The organism is Bacillus sp. FJAT-44742 (assembly GCF_002797315.1).
Classification (GTDB): domain Bacteria; phylum Bacillota; class Bacilli; order Bacillales; family Marinococcaceae; genus Thalassorhabdus; species Thalassorhabdus alkalitolerans.
This window is the reverse complement of record NZ_KZ454936.1, coordinates 3,117,495-3,135,301: the sequence shown is the minus strand read 5'-3', so window position 1 is coordinate 3,135,301 and position 17,807 is coordinate 3,117,495. Positions and strand designations below refer to the sequence as shown.

Here is a 17,807-nt window from a genome sequence, read left to right as displayed (position 1 = left end):
GGAGGCAGAAATGGCTGAAATTATTCTAATTGATGACGATGTGGAAGCAAGACACTCGATCAAAGAAGTGTTTAAGCAAAGCTCCTACAGCTACCTTTCTTTTGTGGAAGAAGACTCCTTTGAAAAAGGGTTTGAGCTTATCAAGCAGAGAGAACCCATCGTTTTGTTTCTGGAGCTTTCCTTGCCGGATGGAGATGGGATCGAACTGGGGAAAAAGGTGCTGCGTCATTATCCTAACCTACCCATTGTCCTGCTTTCTCAGCTTCAAATGTTTGAGCCTGTCCATGAAGCGATTAATGCCGGGTTCTCCGGTTATTTGCTTAAGCCCGTCACAAAAAGCGAAACCCTCCAGATCCTTGACCGCCTGTTAATAAAAGGTCTCGTCAGAGAAGCGAACGACTATGTCAGGCAGGAGAAGACAGAAGAAGAAAATGACTTTTACCCTGATCGGGCCAATCCGATAGCTACGGCGATGAAATACATTCACCTGAATTATCAGGAGCCGTTAACCTTAAAGGAAGTCACAAACCTTGTGTACTTAAGCCCGTCTCATTTCAGCCGGATGTTTAAAGAGGAAACAGGTGTCAATTTCATCGAGTATTTAAATCAATACCGCATTGAGAAATCGAAGGGCTTTTTGAAGATGACGTCCCTGCCAATCGAAGTCATCGCTAATAACACTGGCTTCTCCAGTGCGGCTTACTTTGCTACGACCTTTAAACGGATAGAAGGAGTGACACCGAGGGAGTACAGAAATCTATTTGGCAATTTTGCTAAATAACGGTGTGGGGGGACAGGGCTTCGGTAACAGGGCATGCTGATTTTTTAAAAGTCATTTGATTGTAGATAAAAGCGCGAGACGCCTTCGGGAATAGCATTAGCCGAAGATCCCGCAGGGTGGTTTTTCCGAGGAAGCTGAGGCAATGCCCGAGGGATAGAAGACACCATGAATGCGAATGAAGTGAAGCATGAATGGATGTCGCACTTGTACCTTTAGGGCAAGCGAGCGTCTTTTAATGAAAATCAACAGCAAAATGTAACAAAGCCTATTAATTTGCAAGAATAGCAAAAATGTAAAAGTAGATTAAGAAAAATATTAAAACATAAGTAGTTAGAATTTTTTTAAGATTGGAATAGAAGATATTTCAGTCTTATTTTTTTGGAGGGTGATGTAAGCGCTTAAATTGTTATAAAGGGAAAAGTTTTACAGCCAGCTATTACATTTTTTTAAAAGAAGGGGGAGGGATTATATGCAATTGTATAAGCGTAAGGAAGGGCAGGAGCAGCCGTTTTGGAAATTTGGCCCTTTTAAAATCAGATTGCCTTTTGTTCACTATCGTTGGGAATCCGCTGAGTTTGTCCAGGCACTTATTATGTTCGTTGTCAGTTTAGGGATGATCCCGCTTCTTCAACAGCATTTGGGATTGCCTTACGAAGTAGCCTTAGCGTACGTATTTATCGGAGGGCTTGGGTTTATGCTTCCTTCCCTGCTGGGGGTCGCTATGGTTCCGGGGTGGATCACGGCAGCGATTCCGGTTGTGGTCATTTATTTAGGGAACTTTGAACCAGGTCCTGAAGCGATACAAGGGCTGTTTGCTCTCCAATTTACCGTGTTCTTAATTTTCTTCATCCTTGGTGTCACAAAGCTCGGTGGAAAACTGGTAGCCGTCGTCCCAAATTCCTTGAAAGCAGGGATATTAATTGGAGCCGGGCTTGCAGCCATTATTGGGGAGATTGAAGCGGGCGGCAGATTGGTTTCTACGCCATTTTCCTTAATTATTGGAAGTTTGATTGCCATATACATTCTCTTCTCTTTATCGTTCAAAGATCTGGTTAAAAAACATAAACTTGCAGCCAAAATTGCTAATTACGGGTTAGTGCCGGCAATGATTATTGCTATGGTTATCGGCTGGATGGTCAGTGAATATCCGGTTCCAAACATTGAGTGGGGTATTACACAGCCAGCATTTGCAGAAATGTGGGGCTACCTTCCATTTGTAGTTGGTTTCCCGGGAATAGATGTATTCCTCCTGGCAATCCCAACAGCATTAATTGCTTATATTATTGCCTTTGGTGACATTATTGTCGGTAACACGCTGTTAGAAAGAGCGAACAAAGTAAGAAAAGACGAGTGGATTGATACAGGAATTGACCGCACTCACTTGGTGACGGCTCTTAGAAACTTGATTCATTCCTTCTTTGCACCGTATCCGGGACTTGCCGGTCCACTTTGGACGCCGGTGCAGGCTACCGTGACCGAACGTTACAAGCATGGCCGCAAAGCGATGGAGTCGATTCACAGCGGAATGGGAACCTTCTGGATTGCAGGTTTCATTGCCTTATTCATTCTGCCGCTGGTCACTATGTTCCAGCCTGTCCTTCCGATTGCTCTGGCTCTGACGTTAATCATTACTGGGTACGTTTGTATCAGTGTCGGAATTGAGCAGGTCCATACGACCACAGAGCGGGGTGTCGCTGGTGTCATGGCCGTCGTATTGGCCATCCATGGTGCGGAATTCGGGTTGCTCGTAGGGATTGCGTTGTACCTCCTTGTCGAAAAGACAAGCTTATTCAAGAAATCTAAGAGTGAAGAGACAGACGAAGAAGCTGAAGAAAAGAAAATTAGCTAGCCGTTGAATAAAGGAGTGGAAAGAATCATGCCAATCGAAAACGTAGCAATCATTGGAGCAGGCCAAATGGGGGCAGGAATCGCCCAGGTGTCAGCGAAACAGGGAAAACAAGTGACATTGCATGATGTAAAAGAAGAATTGGTCGAACGCGGGAAAGAAAGAATCGGGAAAGCATTGGGAAAAGAAGTTGAAAAAGAAAGAATCACAGAGGGAGATAAAGAAGACATCTTAGCAAGAATCAATCCTTCTATCAATCTTCAAGAAGCGGAAGATGCAGACATAGTCATTGAAGCCGCTTCAGAGAATACGGAAATTAAGAAGAAAATTTTTCAGGATCTTGACCGTTTGACAGGAAAAGAAACGATCCTGGCAACAAACACGTCATCGATTTCTATTACTGAGCTGGCAGCAGTGACTGGCAGGCCGGAAAAGGTCATAGGGATGCACTTCTTTAACCCGGTGCCAGTCATGAAGCTGGTGGAAGTGATCAGGGGACTCACAACAGATGACCATACATTTACGGAAGTCAGGGCATTGGCAGAAGAGCTGGGAAAAGAGCCTGTTGATATAAGTGATTACCCTGGATTTGCGGCCAATCGTATTCTTGTTCCCATGATCAACGAAGCCATCTACTGTGTGTATGAAGGGGTGGCCAGCCCGGAGGATGTGGACAAGGTTATGAAATTAGGAGCGAATCACCCCCTCGGCCCCCTTGCGTTAGCTGATTTGATCGGGCTGGATACGTGTTTATCTATTATGGAAGTGCTTCATGACGGATTTGGAGATTCTAAGTACCGTCCATGCCCGCTCCTTTACAAATACGTAAATGCCGGCTGGCTTGGACGAAAAACAGGACGAGGATTCTTTAGCTATTAAAGGAGGATGAAAATGAGCTATCAAAATATAGAAATGAACGTGGAAGAAAAGATTGCTACTGTCACCATTAACCGGCCGAAGGTACTGAACGCATTAAGTTCAGAGGTCATCGAGGAGCTTACAGAGGTCTTTGACGACTTGTCTGCCCGTTCTGATGTGCACGTCGTTATTCTTACCGGTTCAGGAGAGAAGGCCTTTGTCGCAGGCGCGGACATTGGGGAGATGAAAGGGAAATACGCACTGGAAGCCAGAGACTTCTCGGAAAAGGGCAACCGGTTAATGTCAAAGATTGAGAAGTTAAAGCAGCCGGTCATTGCAGCGGTAAATGGATTTGCTCTTGGCGGCGGTTGCGAATTAGCTCTGGCCTGCGATATGAGAGTGGCAAGCGCAAATGCGAAGTTTGGACAGCCGGAAGTGAACTTAGGGATTGTCGCTGGCTTTGGAGGATCTCAGCGGCTGCCAAGATTAGTCGGACCCGCGATTGCCAAAGAGCTTCTCCTGGGAGGAGAGATGATTACAGCACAGCGCGCGTATGAAATCGGGCTTGTGAACCATGTCCTTGACTCTCAGGAGGAAATGCATGAAAAAGCAAGAGACCTGGCAAGATCCATCATTAGCCGCTCTCCTTTAGGTGTCCAGAGAACAAAGCAGCTGGTAAATGAAGGGGCAAACATGGATATAGACAGAGCCATTTCTTATGAAGTCGAAGTATTTGCAAATATGTTCTCAACAGAAGATCAAAAGGAAGGCATGGATGCCTTTTTGAATAAACGAAAGCCGGCCTATACAGAGAAATAAATGCAGAAGGAGAGGGTACAATGAAGGACGTTTTTTTACTAGAAGGAGCGCGGACTCCCTTTGGTTCATTTGGGGGAAGCTTGAAGAATACAGGACCTCTCACGTTAGGGGTCACGGCTGCCAAAGAAGCTGTCAGACGAAGCGGAGTTACAGCAGAAGAGGTGGACATTTCCGTGATCGGAAACGTCATTCCCTCTGAAAAGAATGCCGCTTATCTGAGCCGCCATATTGCCCTTCATACGGGAGTTCCCATTACTTCACCAGCCCTAACTGTCAATCGTTTATGCGGATCCGGCCTTCAATCAGTCATTTCTGTGGCCCAATCATTAACCCTTGATGAGGGTCGCGTAGGTCTTGCCGGCGGAACGGAAAATATGAGCATGTCACCGTATGCTCTTCGAAAAAGCCGTTTTGGCACCGGCCTGAAAAGTCCCCAGATGGACGATATGCTCTGGGAGACATTAACCGATGAGTACTGTGGGTGCGGCATGGGGATCACGGCCGAGAATCTGGCAAAGAAATACGAGATTACTAGAAATGAGCAGGATGAATACGCTTACCTTAGTCACCAGCGGGCAGCAAAAGCGATTGAGGGAGTGTTTACCCAAGAAATTACTCCGGTGGAGCTGAAAAGTAAAAAAGGAACGAAAATGATTGAGTTGGATGAACACATTAGAAAAGACCTTACCCTGGATAATCTAGAAGGGTTAAAGCCTGCATTTCAGGCAGAAGGAACGGTAACAGCAGGAAACGCCAGCGGGATAAATGACGGAGCAGCGGCTGTTATCTTAGCAGGCGAAGATTATGTGAATCAGAGGCAGGAAAAGCCGCTGGCCCGGATTGTTTCCTGGTCTGTGGCAGGTGTTGAGCCAGACATTATGGGGATCGGTCCGGTGCCTGCCATCAGAAAAGCGCTAGAAAGAGCTTCTCTTTCCATTGAAGACATGGACCTCGTTGAAGTGAACGAAGCCTTTGCTTCTCAATATGTAGCGGTAGAAAAAGAACTCGGGTTAAACCGTGAGAAAACCAATGTAAACGGCGGCGCTATCGCCCTGGGTCACCCTGTGGGAGCCAGCGGAACGAGAGTGCTGTACTCCCTGGCCCTTGAGCTTAGAAACAGGAAAGCAAAATACGGAGTCGCTTCCCTTTGCATCGGAGGCGGACAAGGAATCGCAGTGATTCTTGAAAGCTTGTAAGGCTTGATGATGGTCATCACTGGGGCCAAAGCAAAGGAACAATTGCTAGGAAAAGCTGATCAACGAGTCAGCGATCGCAGGCAGAACAACTAGAAGAAAAACTGAGTGGAGGGATAGAAATGAATTTTAAAGCAGATTACGAGATGAAGAAACGAACAGCTGAAGAGGCAGTACAAATGATACAGCCTCAAACAGGAATCGTCGTTCCGGTCATGGCCGGGGAACCGCCGGCACTCCTTGAAGCCTTGCCTTCTCATGAAGGGCTGAAAGGCAACAGCCTCTATCGCATGCTTCCAAGCTACCCTGTGTTGGATATAGAAGAGGACAGGTTAAAGCAGGTATCCTTGTTTCTAAGCGGGATGGACCGCCCCGGTTATCATGAGGGGAAAGTTGATCTGCTCCCTAATCATTTTTCCGATATCCCGGATTTAGTCAGGGAAGCAACCGAGGAAAGAGTCATTATGGCGGCAGTCTCTCCTATGGATGAGGACGGCTACTTTTCTCTCGGAGTAAGCCCTGCCTATACCGCTCCCCTCGTTGAGGATGCTAAGCAAATTATTCTTGAGGTTAATGAGAGAATGCCAAGAACCTATGGAATCAAGAACCAGATCCATATCAGCCAGGTAACGGCTCTCATAGAAAACACCAAAGAGCTCCCGGAGGCTCCGAACCCTCCTTTAAGTGACAAGGACCAGCAGATCGGAAAATATATCGCTGACATCATTAATGACGGAGATACACTGCAAATCGGATTTGGCGCGATGCCAAACGCCGTCATGGACTTTTTGAAGGATCATAAGGATCTTGGGGTGTACACAGAAATGCTTCCAGACAAAATAGTGGACCTTTATGAATCAGGAGCTGTCACGAATGTAAACAAGCCATTATACAAGGGAAAGACGACCATGACCTTTGCGTTTGGTTCCAAGCGCTTGTACGACTTCATGCATGAAAATGAAGACCTTTATTTTATCCCTTGCGACCAGACAAACGATGTCCGTAGCATCTCAAAGTTTACTAATCTTGTTTCCATCAATACGACCGTGGAAGTAGATTTCCTAGGGCAATGTAACTCTGAAACAGTCAAAGGAAAGTACTATTCTTCTTCCGGAGGGCAGGCAGACTTTGCTAAAGGTGTCCGTTTAACCGAGCAAGGCCGGGGGATTATCTGTTTATATTCCACTGCCAAGAATGATACAATCTCTAAAATCGTCCCTGCCTTAGCTACAGGAGCAGTGACCACCACCTCCAAAAACGATGTAGACACCATTGTGACTGAGTACGGTGTGGCACAGTTAAAAGGCAAGACAGTTCGTGAAAGAACGAGAGCCTTAATTGATATTGCTCACCCAAAATTCAGGGAAGAGCTGGAACTTCAAGCGGCAGAAATGGGCCTTCTTCCGAAGAACACTCTTGTATCTAACTAAAAAGGTGCTAGTAGAAAAAGTAAAGTGGCGGGCGAACCGCTTCTTTGCTTTTTTATGTTGAATTAACTGGATGAAAAAAAGTAGGATGTTAGGAAAGGGTAGATCAAGAAATGGGGGATGAAAAGGAAATTGAAAAAAAGTCGAATGCTCTTCCTGAGTGTAGGACTAGGAATATTGTTGTATCCATTCTAAACTGTCAGTTCAACATAAGGCTAAAATAATAGAAAGTCGTCTCCTTCTCTCTAGTTTATTGGGAAAACCATGGCAGAAAGTGACTAGATTGAAATTAGGTCTTTTATTCGTTGAAGTATTTCATTATAGTGAAAATATGACTAAATTTGTCACTTTTAGTGGAGTTTTCTGCCAAAAGGCTCAATTTACTAGTTTATAAAGGGGGACGTAATGATTAATAAGAGGTTACAAGCTTTTCTTATCTTTTCTGTAGCTCTCTTATTCATTTTCAGCTTTTCATCTCAGTCTGCTGAAGCTGCGGAGAGAATCGCTGGTGATAATCGAATAGAGACAGCTATTGAAATTTCACAGTACGGTTGGAATTCAAGTGATCACGTGGTCCTCGCACGAGCGGACCACCCGGCAGACGCTCTTGCATCAGCAAGTCTGTTGTCGACTACAGAGGCGCCGATTCTATTAACAGATAGCAGCAGTATAGATCTGCAGGTAATTAACGAAATACATAGGCTCGGTGCAAGTCATGTATACATACTCGGTGGTCCTCATGCGATAAGTCATGATGTGGAAGGGGCCCTTACTTATGAGGGGCTGCAAGTGACAAGGGTAGAAGGAGATAACCGGTACCAAACCGCAGAGCAAGTGAACCGGGAAGCGGGATACATAAATGAAAGTACAGCGATCCTTGTGAGCGGAGAAGTTGCTGCAGATGCCTTAAGTGCTTCTGGCATGGCTGCCAATGAAGGCTATCCCATTTACTTAAGCAGAGCAACATCAATGCCTGTCGATCTTCCTTCATCCGTATCCAATGTTATAATCTTTGGTGGTCCCAGCGCCATTAGTGAGTCAGTAGAAAATCAGCTGGTCAATGAAGGAAGACAGGTGGAGCGCATTCAGGGAGACAATCGCTACCAGACAAGTGTGGCAGCTGCCGAGCGTGCAAACCTGGCAGGGAACCATAACATTGTTGTCCGTGGGACATCAGTACGAAGCGATACAGAGGATTATCCAGATGCTGTCGCATCTGCAGGATTAGCCAACAGGTTAAATGCTTCGGTCATCCTCACCCATCACGACTCCCCGAGAAATGAAACACTTCACTACGTCCAGAACAGTGGCAATCAAAACCTTGTACTTGGCGGTCCTGCCGCGGTGAGTGATTCTGCCGTGGAGGCATTGTCTGAAACCTCGCCGTCTTCACCTGGAGAAATTACGCAGACAGGGATCATTACAGGGGTGCAAAGCAGCTTGAACGTTCGCAGTCAGCCGAGTACTTCATCAAGTATCTTAGGGGGATTGCCCAACGGAACCGAGATAGATATTTATGAAGAGGATGGAAGCTGGGCGAAAATCGACTTTGGTGGAGATGTGGGCTATGTGAGCATGACCTATGTGTCGATCAGTGAACCCACGTATGAAGCAACGGGAACGGTGAGCGGGGTTCAAAACAGTTTAAATGTCCGCAGCCAGCCGAGTGGTTCTTCAAGCATCATAGGCGGCCTATCAAACGGCACTTCACTGGACATCTATGAAATTGACGGCAATTGGGCTAAAATTGACTATAACGGTGATATCGGTTATGTCAGTATGACGTACGTGTCCTTAAACACTTCTTCAGAGGTGCTTCACGGTCAGACGATTGCTATTGATCCCGGTCACGGAGGCAGGGACCCGGGAGCGGAGGCAAACGGACTTCAGGAGAAGGAAATTGCTCTTGATGTGGGTCTTCGAGTCCAAGAGAAGCTGGAAAGTGCCGGGGCGAATGTCATTATGACAAGAACAACAGATGTATACGTGTCCTTACAAGACCGGGCAACGATTGCAAACAATGCAGATGCAAGTTCATTTGTAAGTATCCATACAAATGCCTTTAATTCGGAAGCTCAAGGAACAGAAACCTATCATTATCCAGGAAGTGAAGATGGTGAAAGGCTTGCTGAAGCCATTCAAGAAGAAATGCTGGCAGCCCTTGAGACAAATGACAGAGGAGTCAAGGACGCCCGTTTCTCTGTTCTTCGCAATACCACCATGCCTGCAGCGCTTGCTGAACTTGCTTTTACAGATCATCCAGATGATGCAGAAAAGCTTCGTTCGAATACATACCGTGAGCGGGCAGCAGACGCTATCGTAAGAGGATTAGAACGCTTTTATAGTGAGTGAGAATAGAAGAAAGGGATAAGGTGAACGATCACCTTGTCCCTTTTTTATATACAAGAAAAAAGTTTCCTCTCTTGCTTGTTTCCTTGCTAACAAAAAAATTTGTTGAATACAAGTCTAAAAAGTGGTTTGAACTTCGCGTAGGATGGGTAAAAGAACGTCCTTTTTTGTCTATTTATACATAATTGGATCGAAACTATTGATTTCATGGTAAGTGATCGTTCGTTTTACCAGGAGAAGGAGAGAAACATGAAGGAAGATTTTAAGTTTGGTACATTCATAGCTTTACTCTTTGGTCTGATCGCTTTTTCACTGTCTCCAGCAGACGTCAAAGCAGTGGATCGAATTCATGGAGATAACCGTATTGAAACGGCCATAGAAATTTCCAAATACGGGTGGAATTCCAGCGGGCATGTGGTCCTGGCTCGTGCTGATCATCCTGCAGATGCGTTGGCTTCAGCAAGTCTTGTAGCCAAGACAGGAGCCCCCATTCTTCTTACAAACAGTGAAACGTTGGATGATGGGATTCTTGAAGAACTAGATCGTTTAGGAACACACACAGTGTATCTATTAGGGGGAGATCAGGCGATTCAGCCGGAAGTAGAAAATACTTTAACAGCTGAAGGCCTGGCAGTGACCCGTGTCGCTGGAGATAATCGTTATAGCACAGCTGAAGCTGTTAATGAAGAAGCTGGATACAGCGGCAAAAGCACGGCCATTCTTGTGAGCGGGGAAGTAGCAGCTGACGCGTTAAGTGCTTCCGGGATGGCTGCTAATCAGGAAAGACCGATATATTTAACTAGACCGGACTCACTTTCGGTGAACCTTCCAGACTCAGTCAATGAGGTCATTATCTTTGGCGGACCAAGTGCAGTAAGTGAAGCAGTGGAATCAGAGCTGCAAAATGATGGGAAGGAAGTTCGTAGAATTCAAGGTGATAATCGCTTTGCTACGAGTGTGGAAGCGGCAAATGCAGCTAATTTACAGGGGACCCATAATATTATTGTCCGGGGAACCTCGGTAAATAGCAGCAAGGAAGATTACCCGGATGCTGTAGCGGCAGCAGGGTTGGCGAACCAGTTGAACGCGCCGGTAGTCTTGTCCCACCACGAGTCGCCCCGTTCTTCTACACTTGATTATGTGAGTGAATCTGACAAACAGCCTATTATTTTAGGCGGACCAGCAGCAGTTAGTGATGAAGCAGCACAATCATTTACTGACGAAGGTATTTACAAAGGAACCAGTGAAAATACTCACAGTGAATTTATTGACGATGTCATTGCAACAGGGGAGAAGTACATAGGGGCGGAGTATGAATTTGGCGCCTCCCCGCACCGCACAGATAAATTTGACTGTTCTTCCTTCACTCAGCGAGTGTTTGCTGAAAATGGTGTAGATATCCCGAGAGTATCAAGGAATCAAATCAATGCCGGAGAAGAAGTATCGACCAATGATCTTCAAAAAGGGGACTTGGTGTTTTTCGATACAGGGGGTAATGGTGTCATTAACCACGTTGCCATCTACGTAGATGAAGATAAACTCTTTCATGCCACGGTTACGTTAGGTGTAGATTATACTGGCTTTACTCCTTACTGGGAGGATGCACTTGTGGGGGCAACGAGAGTCACTCAGTAATCAGGAAAGTATTTGCAGGAAGCTGTCAGGCATTAGGTGCCAGGCAGCTTTTTTTATTGGATGCCCGCTACAGGGTCAATATAGAGGATATAATTACAAGGCGGAGTGAGATGGAATGGAAAGCAGACTTTTTTTCTCTATACCTTTTATCTCAAAGGTACAAATGATGATACAATTTAATAAGTGCAAAAAAAAGAAGGAGTAAGCAATGAATAATAAAAAGCTGTCTCATTTACCAGTCATATTTGTTATAGCTTTGTTAACATTATCTTTTATTCTCATCTTCCTAATTGATGTATGGAATCTATTTGGCGTAAGGGACCTTGTGATTGAATATCGTGACTTCCCGTATTTTTGGTTTCACTGGTTTTTGGTTCCAGTAGAAGTGCTTCAGTGGCCTATGCTTGGGCTATGTATTCTTACCTATGCTTTCATTGCCGGAATAGCTTATAGGAAGGGAGAGAAAGAAATCCTTTCTTTTTGGCTTTTGCTTGGTGCGGGAATTATCCTGATGCTAATGGAAGATGCGGGGGATGTACGTCATATTATCCGTAATGATATTGAAGAGATAACAGGGGAAAGCAGCTACGGCTACATAGGAACAATATTCGAACTAAGTTATTTTGCTTTAGTGGCTCTTATTCCATTGTACGCCATCATTAGGTACCGAAGGGTCTATTGGCCTGTCAAAGCAACAAAGGGGTATTTTCTTCTCGGCTTTTTTTGTTACGGACTGGCTGTCTTTTCTTCCTGGGCAGGAAGCGCTTTCCGATCAGTAACGGAGTTTAATGACCTGTATACCTTTGCAGGGCAATTCATCGTCCGTCCTCTTTTTCATTTAAATGAAGGAGCCAGAGAGCTTTATGAACAAACCAATGCGGAGTTCGCTGAGCGAGGAAATCACTTAGTGGAGTTTTGGTTTATGGACCGAGTGTATGAAGAGTCATTGGAGCTCTTGGGAGCTGGAGCTCTATTAGCTGCTGGCCTGTCTTTTCTATTTTACATGACCAACAAGAAAGACCGTCCCTAAGAGACGGTCTTGTCATGCTATTCAAATACCGGGGTGAGAGTAATATCTTCGTCTACTTGTAAATGAAGTGTGTCCTCATCTTCTTCAAACTCTTCCCATCCAGCAAAAGAGTAGCCTTCTTCAGGGATTGCGGTTACTTCAAGGTTGGAACCTTCAAAATACTCCGCTTCCCATGATTCTTCGACGGTATAATCGTTTATTACGACCTGGCCTTCAGAGGATGAGTTAACAGTGATATCGAAGGTACCTTCAAGGTCAAAATGGTTGATGACGTGTTCTCTCATCGCTTCTGGACGATCTGCAGCAAACTCTCTTCTAATTTCTACTTCTTGTTCCCACCTCTCAAAGGAAGAAGGAGCTCTCCAACGGGCTGACTGTTCTTCCATTTCCGGTTCAATGACACTCGCCATTTCATCAATGCGGTTAACCACATACTCTGGCTCAAAAGCGGTGTTCATTAAGTCTGAAAAACGGGTAACGAACTGTTCACTGAATTCCTCATTTTCAAGAAGATTTCTCAGCAAGGAGGTAGCCCATGGTTCGTTAGGGCCGTCACTATCATCATCGGTAGCCCAGTGGATGGTGTCGTGGGTGTAATCCATAGGGTTTCCGTAATGGTCAGTGCGGTCTGCTGCGTAAATTTGGAAACCAAAGTCTGTATCATATAATAGCCAACGCCATCTTCCGTCATGCCCAGGCTCTGCGTCAGGGGCATAAGAAGTGTTTTTTCTCCACATTGCCAGATTATTGTGAGGCCAATCTGTGTTTCCAAAGTAGATATTGGATACGTTGTAATCGATATAGTTATCTACATCCATAAGTGTCTGTACGTATTCATAGTTTCCAGGATCGGCCATATCATTTCGCTCTACAAAACGAAGCATGCTTTCATAATGTTCTTCATCGCCGGGAGAGCCGTCTGATACAGAGCCGTCAGCATTTAAAATCGTCACATCATTCTGTTCAATGCCGTAGTGGCTTTCAATATACCGGTCATCCTGGCGCTCTCTAATATTGTGCAGCCCCCAGTATTCTCCATTTAATAAAACGACTGCCGGGCGGTACCTTTGTGTATCTACGTCAGTGAAATCTCTTACTAAGCTTTGCAGCATGGCATCCTTAAACATCATGCTGTTCCAGTCGTTCCCTGACTGACGAAGGAGCAGCCGTTCAAATTGCTGAACATCTCCTTCTTCAAAAAACGGGTAGTCAAGGTAGCCTCTTCCGTAATCATGACGAGCATAGAGGCGGAGGGATTTTTGTGGATAACGGCGGGTTAATCCCCCGTGAATCCTTACACCTAAATCTTCAGCCAGCTCACGCTCTCCTTCTTCATTATAAAATTCAAAGCTTGCAGGCCGTTCCCACTCATGTCCTCTCTGGTGGTAGTTTCCGGTATTGTCTGGCCGTTCGGCATTCTCATCATGGTGAATGCCGGGTACGTAGATGCCAGTTTCTTCATGAAAGAAATGCTCCGCATCGGTGGCAAGTGAAATGACAGGAAGAGAGAAGCGGTCTTCTCCTGCTTCATCCACCATGTAAGAATGGGTAATGGTTTCGCTTTTCACGCCATCTGAACGGATAGCTTTGGCTCTTACTATATTGGCTTGAAACAACGATTCAATAGTATGGTCATCCCAGCCCTCTAATACAGTTGTGGTAATGTCTGCCAGGTTTGGCTCTGAGGTAGACAAATCAGAAATAGAGATCGGAGAATCATATACCTCTGAATCAGTAGTAGGTTCAGAGCCATCCAGCGTGTAGTAGACAGTGGAACCTTCCTCAGCTTCAATTTCTAATTGAAATTCATCAGTATAAAATCCGCCTTCGTGTGAGAACGCAGGCGGAGCAGCAGTTAAATCAAAATCAGTTTCATGGATTTCTTCGTAATACTCTTCTATAGGATCTGTCCCTTCAATCGGATTCCCCCGTAAGTAAAGGCGTGTACGAAGCTGATTTAAGTTACGCAAAGGCTCCAGAGAAGTAACATTGTTATTTCTCATATTTAAGTCTTCCAGATCACTAAGGTTGGCAAGCGCAGAAATGTCTTCAATGTAATTATCTCTTATGTTTAATTCTTCCAGGGTATCGAGAGAAGCCAGCAACTCAATATTTACAATCTGGTTATCTCGTAAATTTAAAGAGACTAATTGTTCCAGCTCTTCAATTCCTGACAAGTCTTCAATAAGATTCCCTCTTACGTCCAACTCTCTTAAATTTGATAAGTTGGAAATGGTTTGTACCGATTCAAGATCATTACTTTGGATAGATAATTCCTCAAGGTGTTCCAGTGCTGTAAGCGGCATCAGGTTTTCAATCTGATTGTCACTGAGGTCCAGCCTGCGAAGTTCAGTAAATTGCTGTAATCCATCAATGTTTTGAATATTAGATCCGCTCAGGTCCAATTCATAGACGGTGGTCGGATCAACTGATTGAATTGATTCCCCAGTAGAATCTGTAAAAGAATTCTCTAAATTTTCATCTGCAAATGAAGCCCCATCCGGGGTGATGACAAGGGCCACGTACCATATTATAAGTAAAATTGGCAGTGATATCAGAATAACAAGACCTTTTCTCAAAACAATCCTCCTGTGTTTACAATAAATTAATAGTAAGCTAAAAAAATTATACCGATATTTACGCTTTTCAGCAAACCCAATTTATTGATAAAATCATAGTTTCATTGATTTTTAAAAAATTTGACCTTATAATTATTTACGTGTCATTTACGTAATATTAACAAACTCTAAACATATTCGGTGTATTAAAGGAGGCGGGGCGCTTGTCAAAAGAGATATTTAGCCGGTATGAAGTTAAGTATTTAATTCCTTTCGATAGATATCAAAGATTAGTAGAAGCAATGATGCCCTATATGCGCTTTGATAAATTTGGAAACGAAGGAAGATACAACATAGTCAGCCTTTACTTTGATTCCCCTGATTATAAGATATACTATGAAACTCGTAATAAGCTGCGTTTTAGGCAGAAGCTGAGACTCCGCGTCTACGATAATGTGACGGTGGACGACACGTCCTTTTTGGAAGTGAAACAGAAGTTTAATAATGTGGTTAACAAACGCAGAACCTCCATTAAACTTAAGGATGCTTATAAATACATTTATGAAGGCGAAAAAGAGGACCTTCAGGCATCGAACTTTCAAACCCTCCGTGAGATCGATAACTTTAAGACCCTTTATAATCTGCAGCCAGAGGTTGTTGTAAGTTATGACCGGCAGGCATTCCATGGGTTATTTGAAGACGACCTTCGCGTCACTTTTGATTATAATTTAATGTGCCGAAGCGATGATTTACGAATCGAGAATGGACCGCAGGGAACAAACTTTGTTGACCCGAATTTAGTCATCCTCGAAGTGAAGGTGAATAATAGCGTACCGTTGTGGCTTGCTCGTATGTTAAGCGATTTTGAATGCTCCAGGCAGAGCGTTTCTAAATTCTGCACAAGCATTGACTTAATGACGGGAGAAGAAGAAAAGAAAGCAGTCAGTCAATTTTAGCAGTAGTAAAAGGAGTACTCCATGAATCAATTTAGCGACATTATTAATCAATTTACTGTAACAAGTACTACAACCACTCTTACGGAAGCATTTATGGCAATCATATTAAGCTTTGTCCTAAGTATGATTATTACGGTTCTTTATAAACATACGTACAAAGGGTCTCAATACTCTCAATCCTTTGTCCACACGATCATTATTATGAGTGTGGTCGTTTCTATCGTAATGATTGTGATTGGTAACAATATTGCTGTAGCGTTTGGTTTGGTCGGTGCCTTCTCAATTATTCGCTTTAGAAGTGCCATGAGTGATCCAAAGGACATCGCATTTATCTTTTTTGGAATGGCCGCAGGGATTGCGAGTGGTTTAGGATTCTATATGCTGGCGATTCTTTTTACCTTAACGCTAAGCTTCTTAATTTATGTATTGTATGTCATGGACTACGGAAGCAAAGGCGAAGCCTTGAAGCGTTTACGGATTACTATTCCAGAGAATCTCCATTATGAAGACCTATTTACTGACATCTTTGAGGAAAAGCTGGAGTATGTAGAGCTTCGAAGCGTAGAGACAACAAACCTTGGAACCATGATTCAGCTCGATTATTCTGTTCGTAACAAAGAAGGCGTCCTTGATAAAGAATTAATGGATGCCATTCGCGAACGAAATGCAAATCTAAAAGTCTCGATTAATTTCTCCTAATAAGAAGCACACAGCATGTAATACATGCTGTGTGCTTTTTTTATATATATAGCGTGCCTGGCACCTATAGGGGTTTGTAACATAGAAAACAGTACAAGCTATGATATAGAAGGAAAAAGGCAAACGGAAATGTTACAGCCGAGAAAGGTGCCAGGCACCCACTAGAGGCACCCACTAGGATAAAAGTAGTCCTTCTTAAAATAGGGAATTATAATTAAAATCATAATTTTTCCATTTTCATGCTTAATAACTATAGAAAAATAAGTAAAACATCTTTATGATAGGGGTAAGTTAAAATCGTAGAGAGAACTGGAAGAGAGAAGGGTGGGGGACAATTAGACATGAGTGTAAGGCAAGTAGGACGTGTTTTATCCCATCTCCGTCAAGCAAGAGGCCTGAAAATCGAAGAAGTGTGCCGGGGGATCTGTACGAGAGAAGAATACAGAGACTTTGAGTTATCCCTTCAGTATCCGAGAGTGGATGTCCTGCAGAAGCTCAGCTGCCGGCTGCAGATTGAACTCGAAGACTTTTTTCAAATCAGGAATGAAGAAATTAATGATTACGGCGGTGCCATAGAAAATATTATACGTCGCTTTATTCGCTACCGGGATTATGCCTTTATTTATGAAATCGTGTCACGGGAACTGGAGGATGAACCATTATCCTGGGATAGATACCGTCAGCAGTTTCTGTTGTGGCATATGGGGATTTGCCAATACCACCACCTCGGGAATGCAGACAAGGCACTGGACACATTGGAAGAAGCGTTGCAGTTAACATATTCACAGAACGAACCAATTAAACAGCGCGAAGTTGAGATTATCGTCAGCAAAGCAATTATCCATTGTGAAATAGGGGAACTTGAGAAAGCAATCAGGATTTATAATAAGGCCCTGAATTTGATGGCATCCAGCCCACACTTAAATAACCCTCACATTCATATTCGTGTGTTGTATTCTTTATCCAAAACGTATACGGACGTAGAAGAGTACGAGAAATCTTGTGAATTGATTGAACAGGCCATAGATTTGTGTATTGATAATGAAACGATGTATTTGTTTGGAGAGCTGTATTTCCAGCTTGGTGAAAACTACATTAATTTAGGCAGGATCAAAGATGGTGAAATGATGATTCAACGAGCGATTGTGCTTTTTGAAGCTCAAAAGCATACAGAAATGGTAGAACTATCAAAAAAAGAACTAGGGAATTTGTTAAAAGTAAAGTAATATTATAGGTAGGAATGAAAGGAGGGGGAAATATGAAAAAAGCTGCAAAGACACTTGCTAGTTTTGCCATCGTTGCTTCTCTTTTTAGCTTTGGTCTATTTGGAGGCGTAACAGGTGATTTTGATGAAGCAGTCAAAGGAAAATCTGCCCAAGATGAAGAAGTTAGCGCTTTAGGGTTACCTCACCGTCACTAATACTTAAGTAAAGTAGAGCAGGAACGCCTTTTTAGGTAAAGCCTGTTCTTTTTTTTGAACTTTTAAGGATTTTCTCTTAGAGAGGAAGTAATACAATAGAGCTCCTATGACAATCCAGATCGCCAAGGAAATGATGAGGCCGTTACACAGATCAGTCAGGAAAGAGCCTTCTTTGTGGATCATAAAGGGGTTCCGCGTATTGCCTCTTTAAAGAATGTAATACGTAAAAAAGGACT

The 17,807-nt window shown here is 43.8% G+C and carries 15 protein-coding genes; 13 read left to right on the top strand and 2 right to left on the bottom strand.

Annotated elements, in window-relative coordinates:
* Positions 1 to 10 precede the first annotated feature (10 nt).
* The 9 genes from CEF17_RS15465 to CEF17_RS15420 all read left to right on the top strand — a co-directional run bounded on the left by CEF17_RS15465 (position 11) and on the right by CEF17_RS15420 (position 11,938).
* Positions 11 to 781, top strand: a complete 771-nt coding sequence (locus tag CEF17_RS15465; RefSeq protein WP_100400322.1) for a helix-turn-helix domain-containing protein — start codon at positions 11 to 13, stop codon at positions 779 to 781.
* Between the two features lie 469 nt (positions 782 to 1,250).
* Positions 1,251 to 2,630, top strand: a complete 1,380-nt coding sequence (locus tag CEF17_RS15460) for a solute carrier family 23 protein (RefSeq protein ID WP_100400321.1) — start codon at positions 1,251 to 1,253, stop codon at positions 2,628 to 2,630.
* Positions 2,631 to 2,657: 27 nt separating this feature from the next.
* Entirely contained in the window at positions 2,658 to 3,506 is an 849-nt protein-coding gene (locus CEF17_RS15455; RefSeq protein WP_100400320.1) for a 3-hydroxybutyryl-CoA dehydrogenase, read from the top strand.
* A gap of 12 nt (positions 3,507 to 3,518) precedes the next feature.
* Positions 3,519 to 4,304: an enoyl-CoA hydratase-related protein gene (locus CEF17_RS15450; protein WP_100400319.1), complete on the top strand. Its 786-nt coding sequence runs from the start codon at positions 3,519 to 3,521 to the stop codon at positions 4,302 to 4,304.
* A gap of 20 nt (positions 4,305 to 4,324) precedes the next feature.
* Positions 4,325 to 5,500: an acetyl-CoA C-acetyltransferase gene (locus tag CEF17_RS15445; RefSeq protein WP_100400318.1), complete on the top strand. Its 1,176-nt coding sequence runs from the start codon at positions 4,325 to 4,327 to the stop codon at positions 5,498 to 5,500.
* Positions 5,501 to 5,619: 119 nt separating this feature from the next.
* Positions 5,620 to 6,927, top strand: coding sequence for an acetyl-CoA hydrolase/transferase family protein (locus CEF17_RS15440; RefSeq protein ID WP_100400317.1), 1,308 nt, complete (start codon positions 5,620 to 5,622; stop codon positions 6,925 to 6,927).
* Positions 6,928 to 7,329: 402 nt separating this feature from the next.
* Entirely contained in the window at positions 7,330 to 9,276 is a 1,947-nt protein-coding gene (locus tag CEF17_RS15435; protein ID WP_100400316.1) for an N-acetylmuramoyl-L-alanine amidase, read from the top strand.
* A 246-nt stretch (positions 9,277 to 9,522) separates the two neighbouring features.
* Entirely contained in the window at positions 9,523 to 10,908 is a 1,386-nt protein-coding gene (locus tag CEF17_RS15425) for a cell wall-binding repeat-containing protein (protein WP_198508991.1), read from the top strand.
* A gap of 208 nt (positions 10,909 to 11,116) precedes the next feature.
* Positions 11,117 to 11,938 (top strand): hypothetical protein, encoded by an 822-nt coding sequence (locus tag CEF17_RS15420; RefSeq protein WP_100400313.1) that lies wholly within the window; start codon positions 11,117 to 11,119, stop codon positions 11,936 to 11,938.
* 17 nt (positions 11,939 to 11,955) lie between these two features.
* On the opposite strand, the gene CEF17_RS15415 is transcribed toward CEF17_RS15420, so the two are convergent.
* The gene (locus tag CEF17_RS15415; protein WP_100400312.1) at positions 11,956 to 14,517 is read right to left on the bottom strand and encodes a CotH kinase family protein; all 2,562 of its coding nucleotides are present in this window, start codon (positions 14,515 to 14,517) and stop codon (positions 11,956 to 11,958) included.
* Positions 14,518 to 14,720: 203 nt separating this feature from the next.
* On the opposite strand from CEF17_RS15415, the gene CEF17_RS15410 reads away from it, so the two are divergent.
* From CEF17_RS15410 to CEF17_RS20125, 4 genes are all read left to right on the top strand, one after another.
* Entirely contained in the window at positions 14,721 to 15,452 is a 732-nt protein-coding gene (locus CEF17_RS15410; protein WP_100400311.1) for a polyphosphate polymerase domain-containing protein, read from the top strand.
* 21 nt (positions 15,453 to 15,473) lie between these two features.
* Positions 15,474 to 16,151 carry a DUF4956 domain-containing protein gene (locus CEF17_RS15405; protein WP_054637608.1) on the top strand — a complete coding sequence of 226 codons (678 nt, stop codon included), beginning with the start codon at positions 15,474 to 15,476 and terminating at the stop codon, positions 16,149 to 16,151.
* A 341-nt stretch (positions 16,152 to 16,492) separates the two neighbouring features.
* Complete coding sequence (locus tag CEF17_RS15400; protein ID WP_100400310.1) at positions 16,493 to 17,377, top strand: helix-turn-helix domain-containing protein; 885 nt, start codon at positions 16,493 to 16,495, stop codon at positions 17,375 to 17,377.
* A gap of 32 nt (positions 17,378 to 17,409) precedes the next feature.
* Positions 17,410 to 17,571 (top strand): hypothetical protein, encoded by a 162-nt coding sequence (locus tag CEF17_RS20125; RefSeq protein WP_157843060.1) that lies wholly within the window; start codon positions 17,410 to 17,412, stop codon positions 17,569 to 17,571.
* 3 nt (positions 17,572 to 17,574) lie between these two features.
* On the opposite strand, the gene CEF17_RS20685 is transcribed toward CEF17_RS20125, so the two are convergent.
* Positions 17,575 to 17,754: a hypothetical protein gene (locus tag CEF17_RS20685; RefSeq protein ID WP_100400309.1), complete on the bottom strand. Its 180-nt coding sequence runs from the start codon at positions 17,752 to 17,754 to the stop codon at positions 17,575 to 17,577.
* Positions 17,755 to 17,807: the final 53 nt, after the last annotated feature.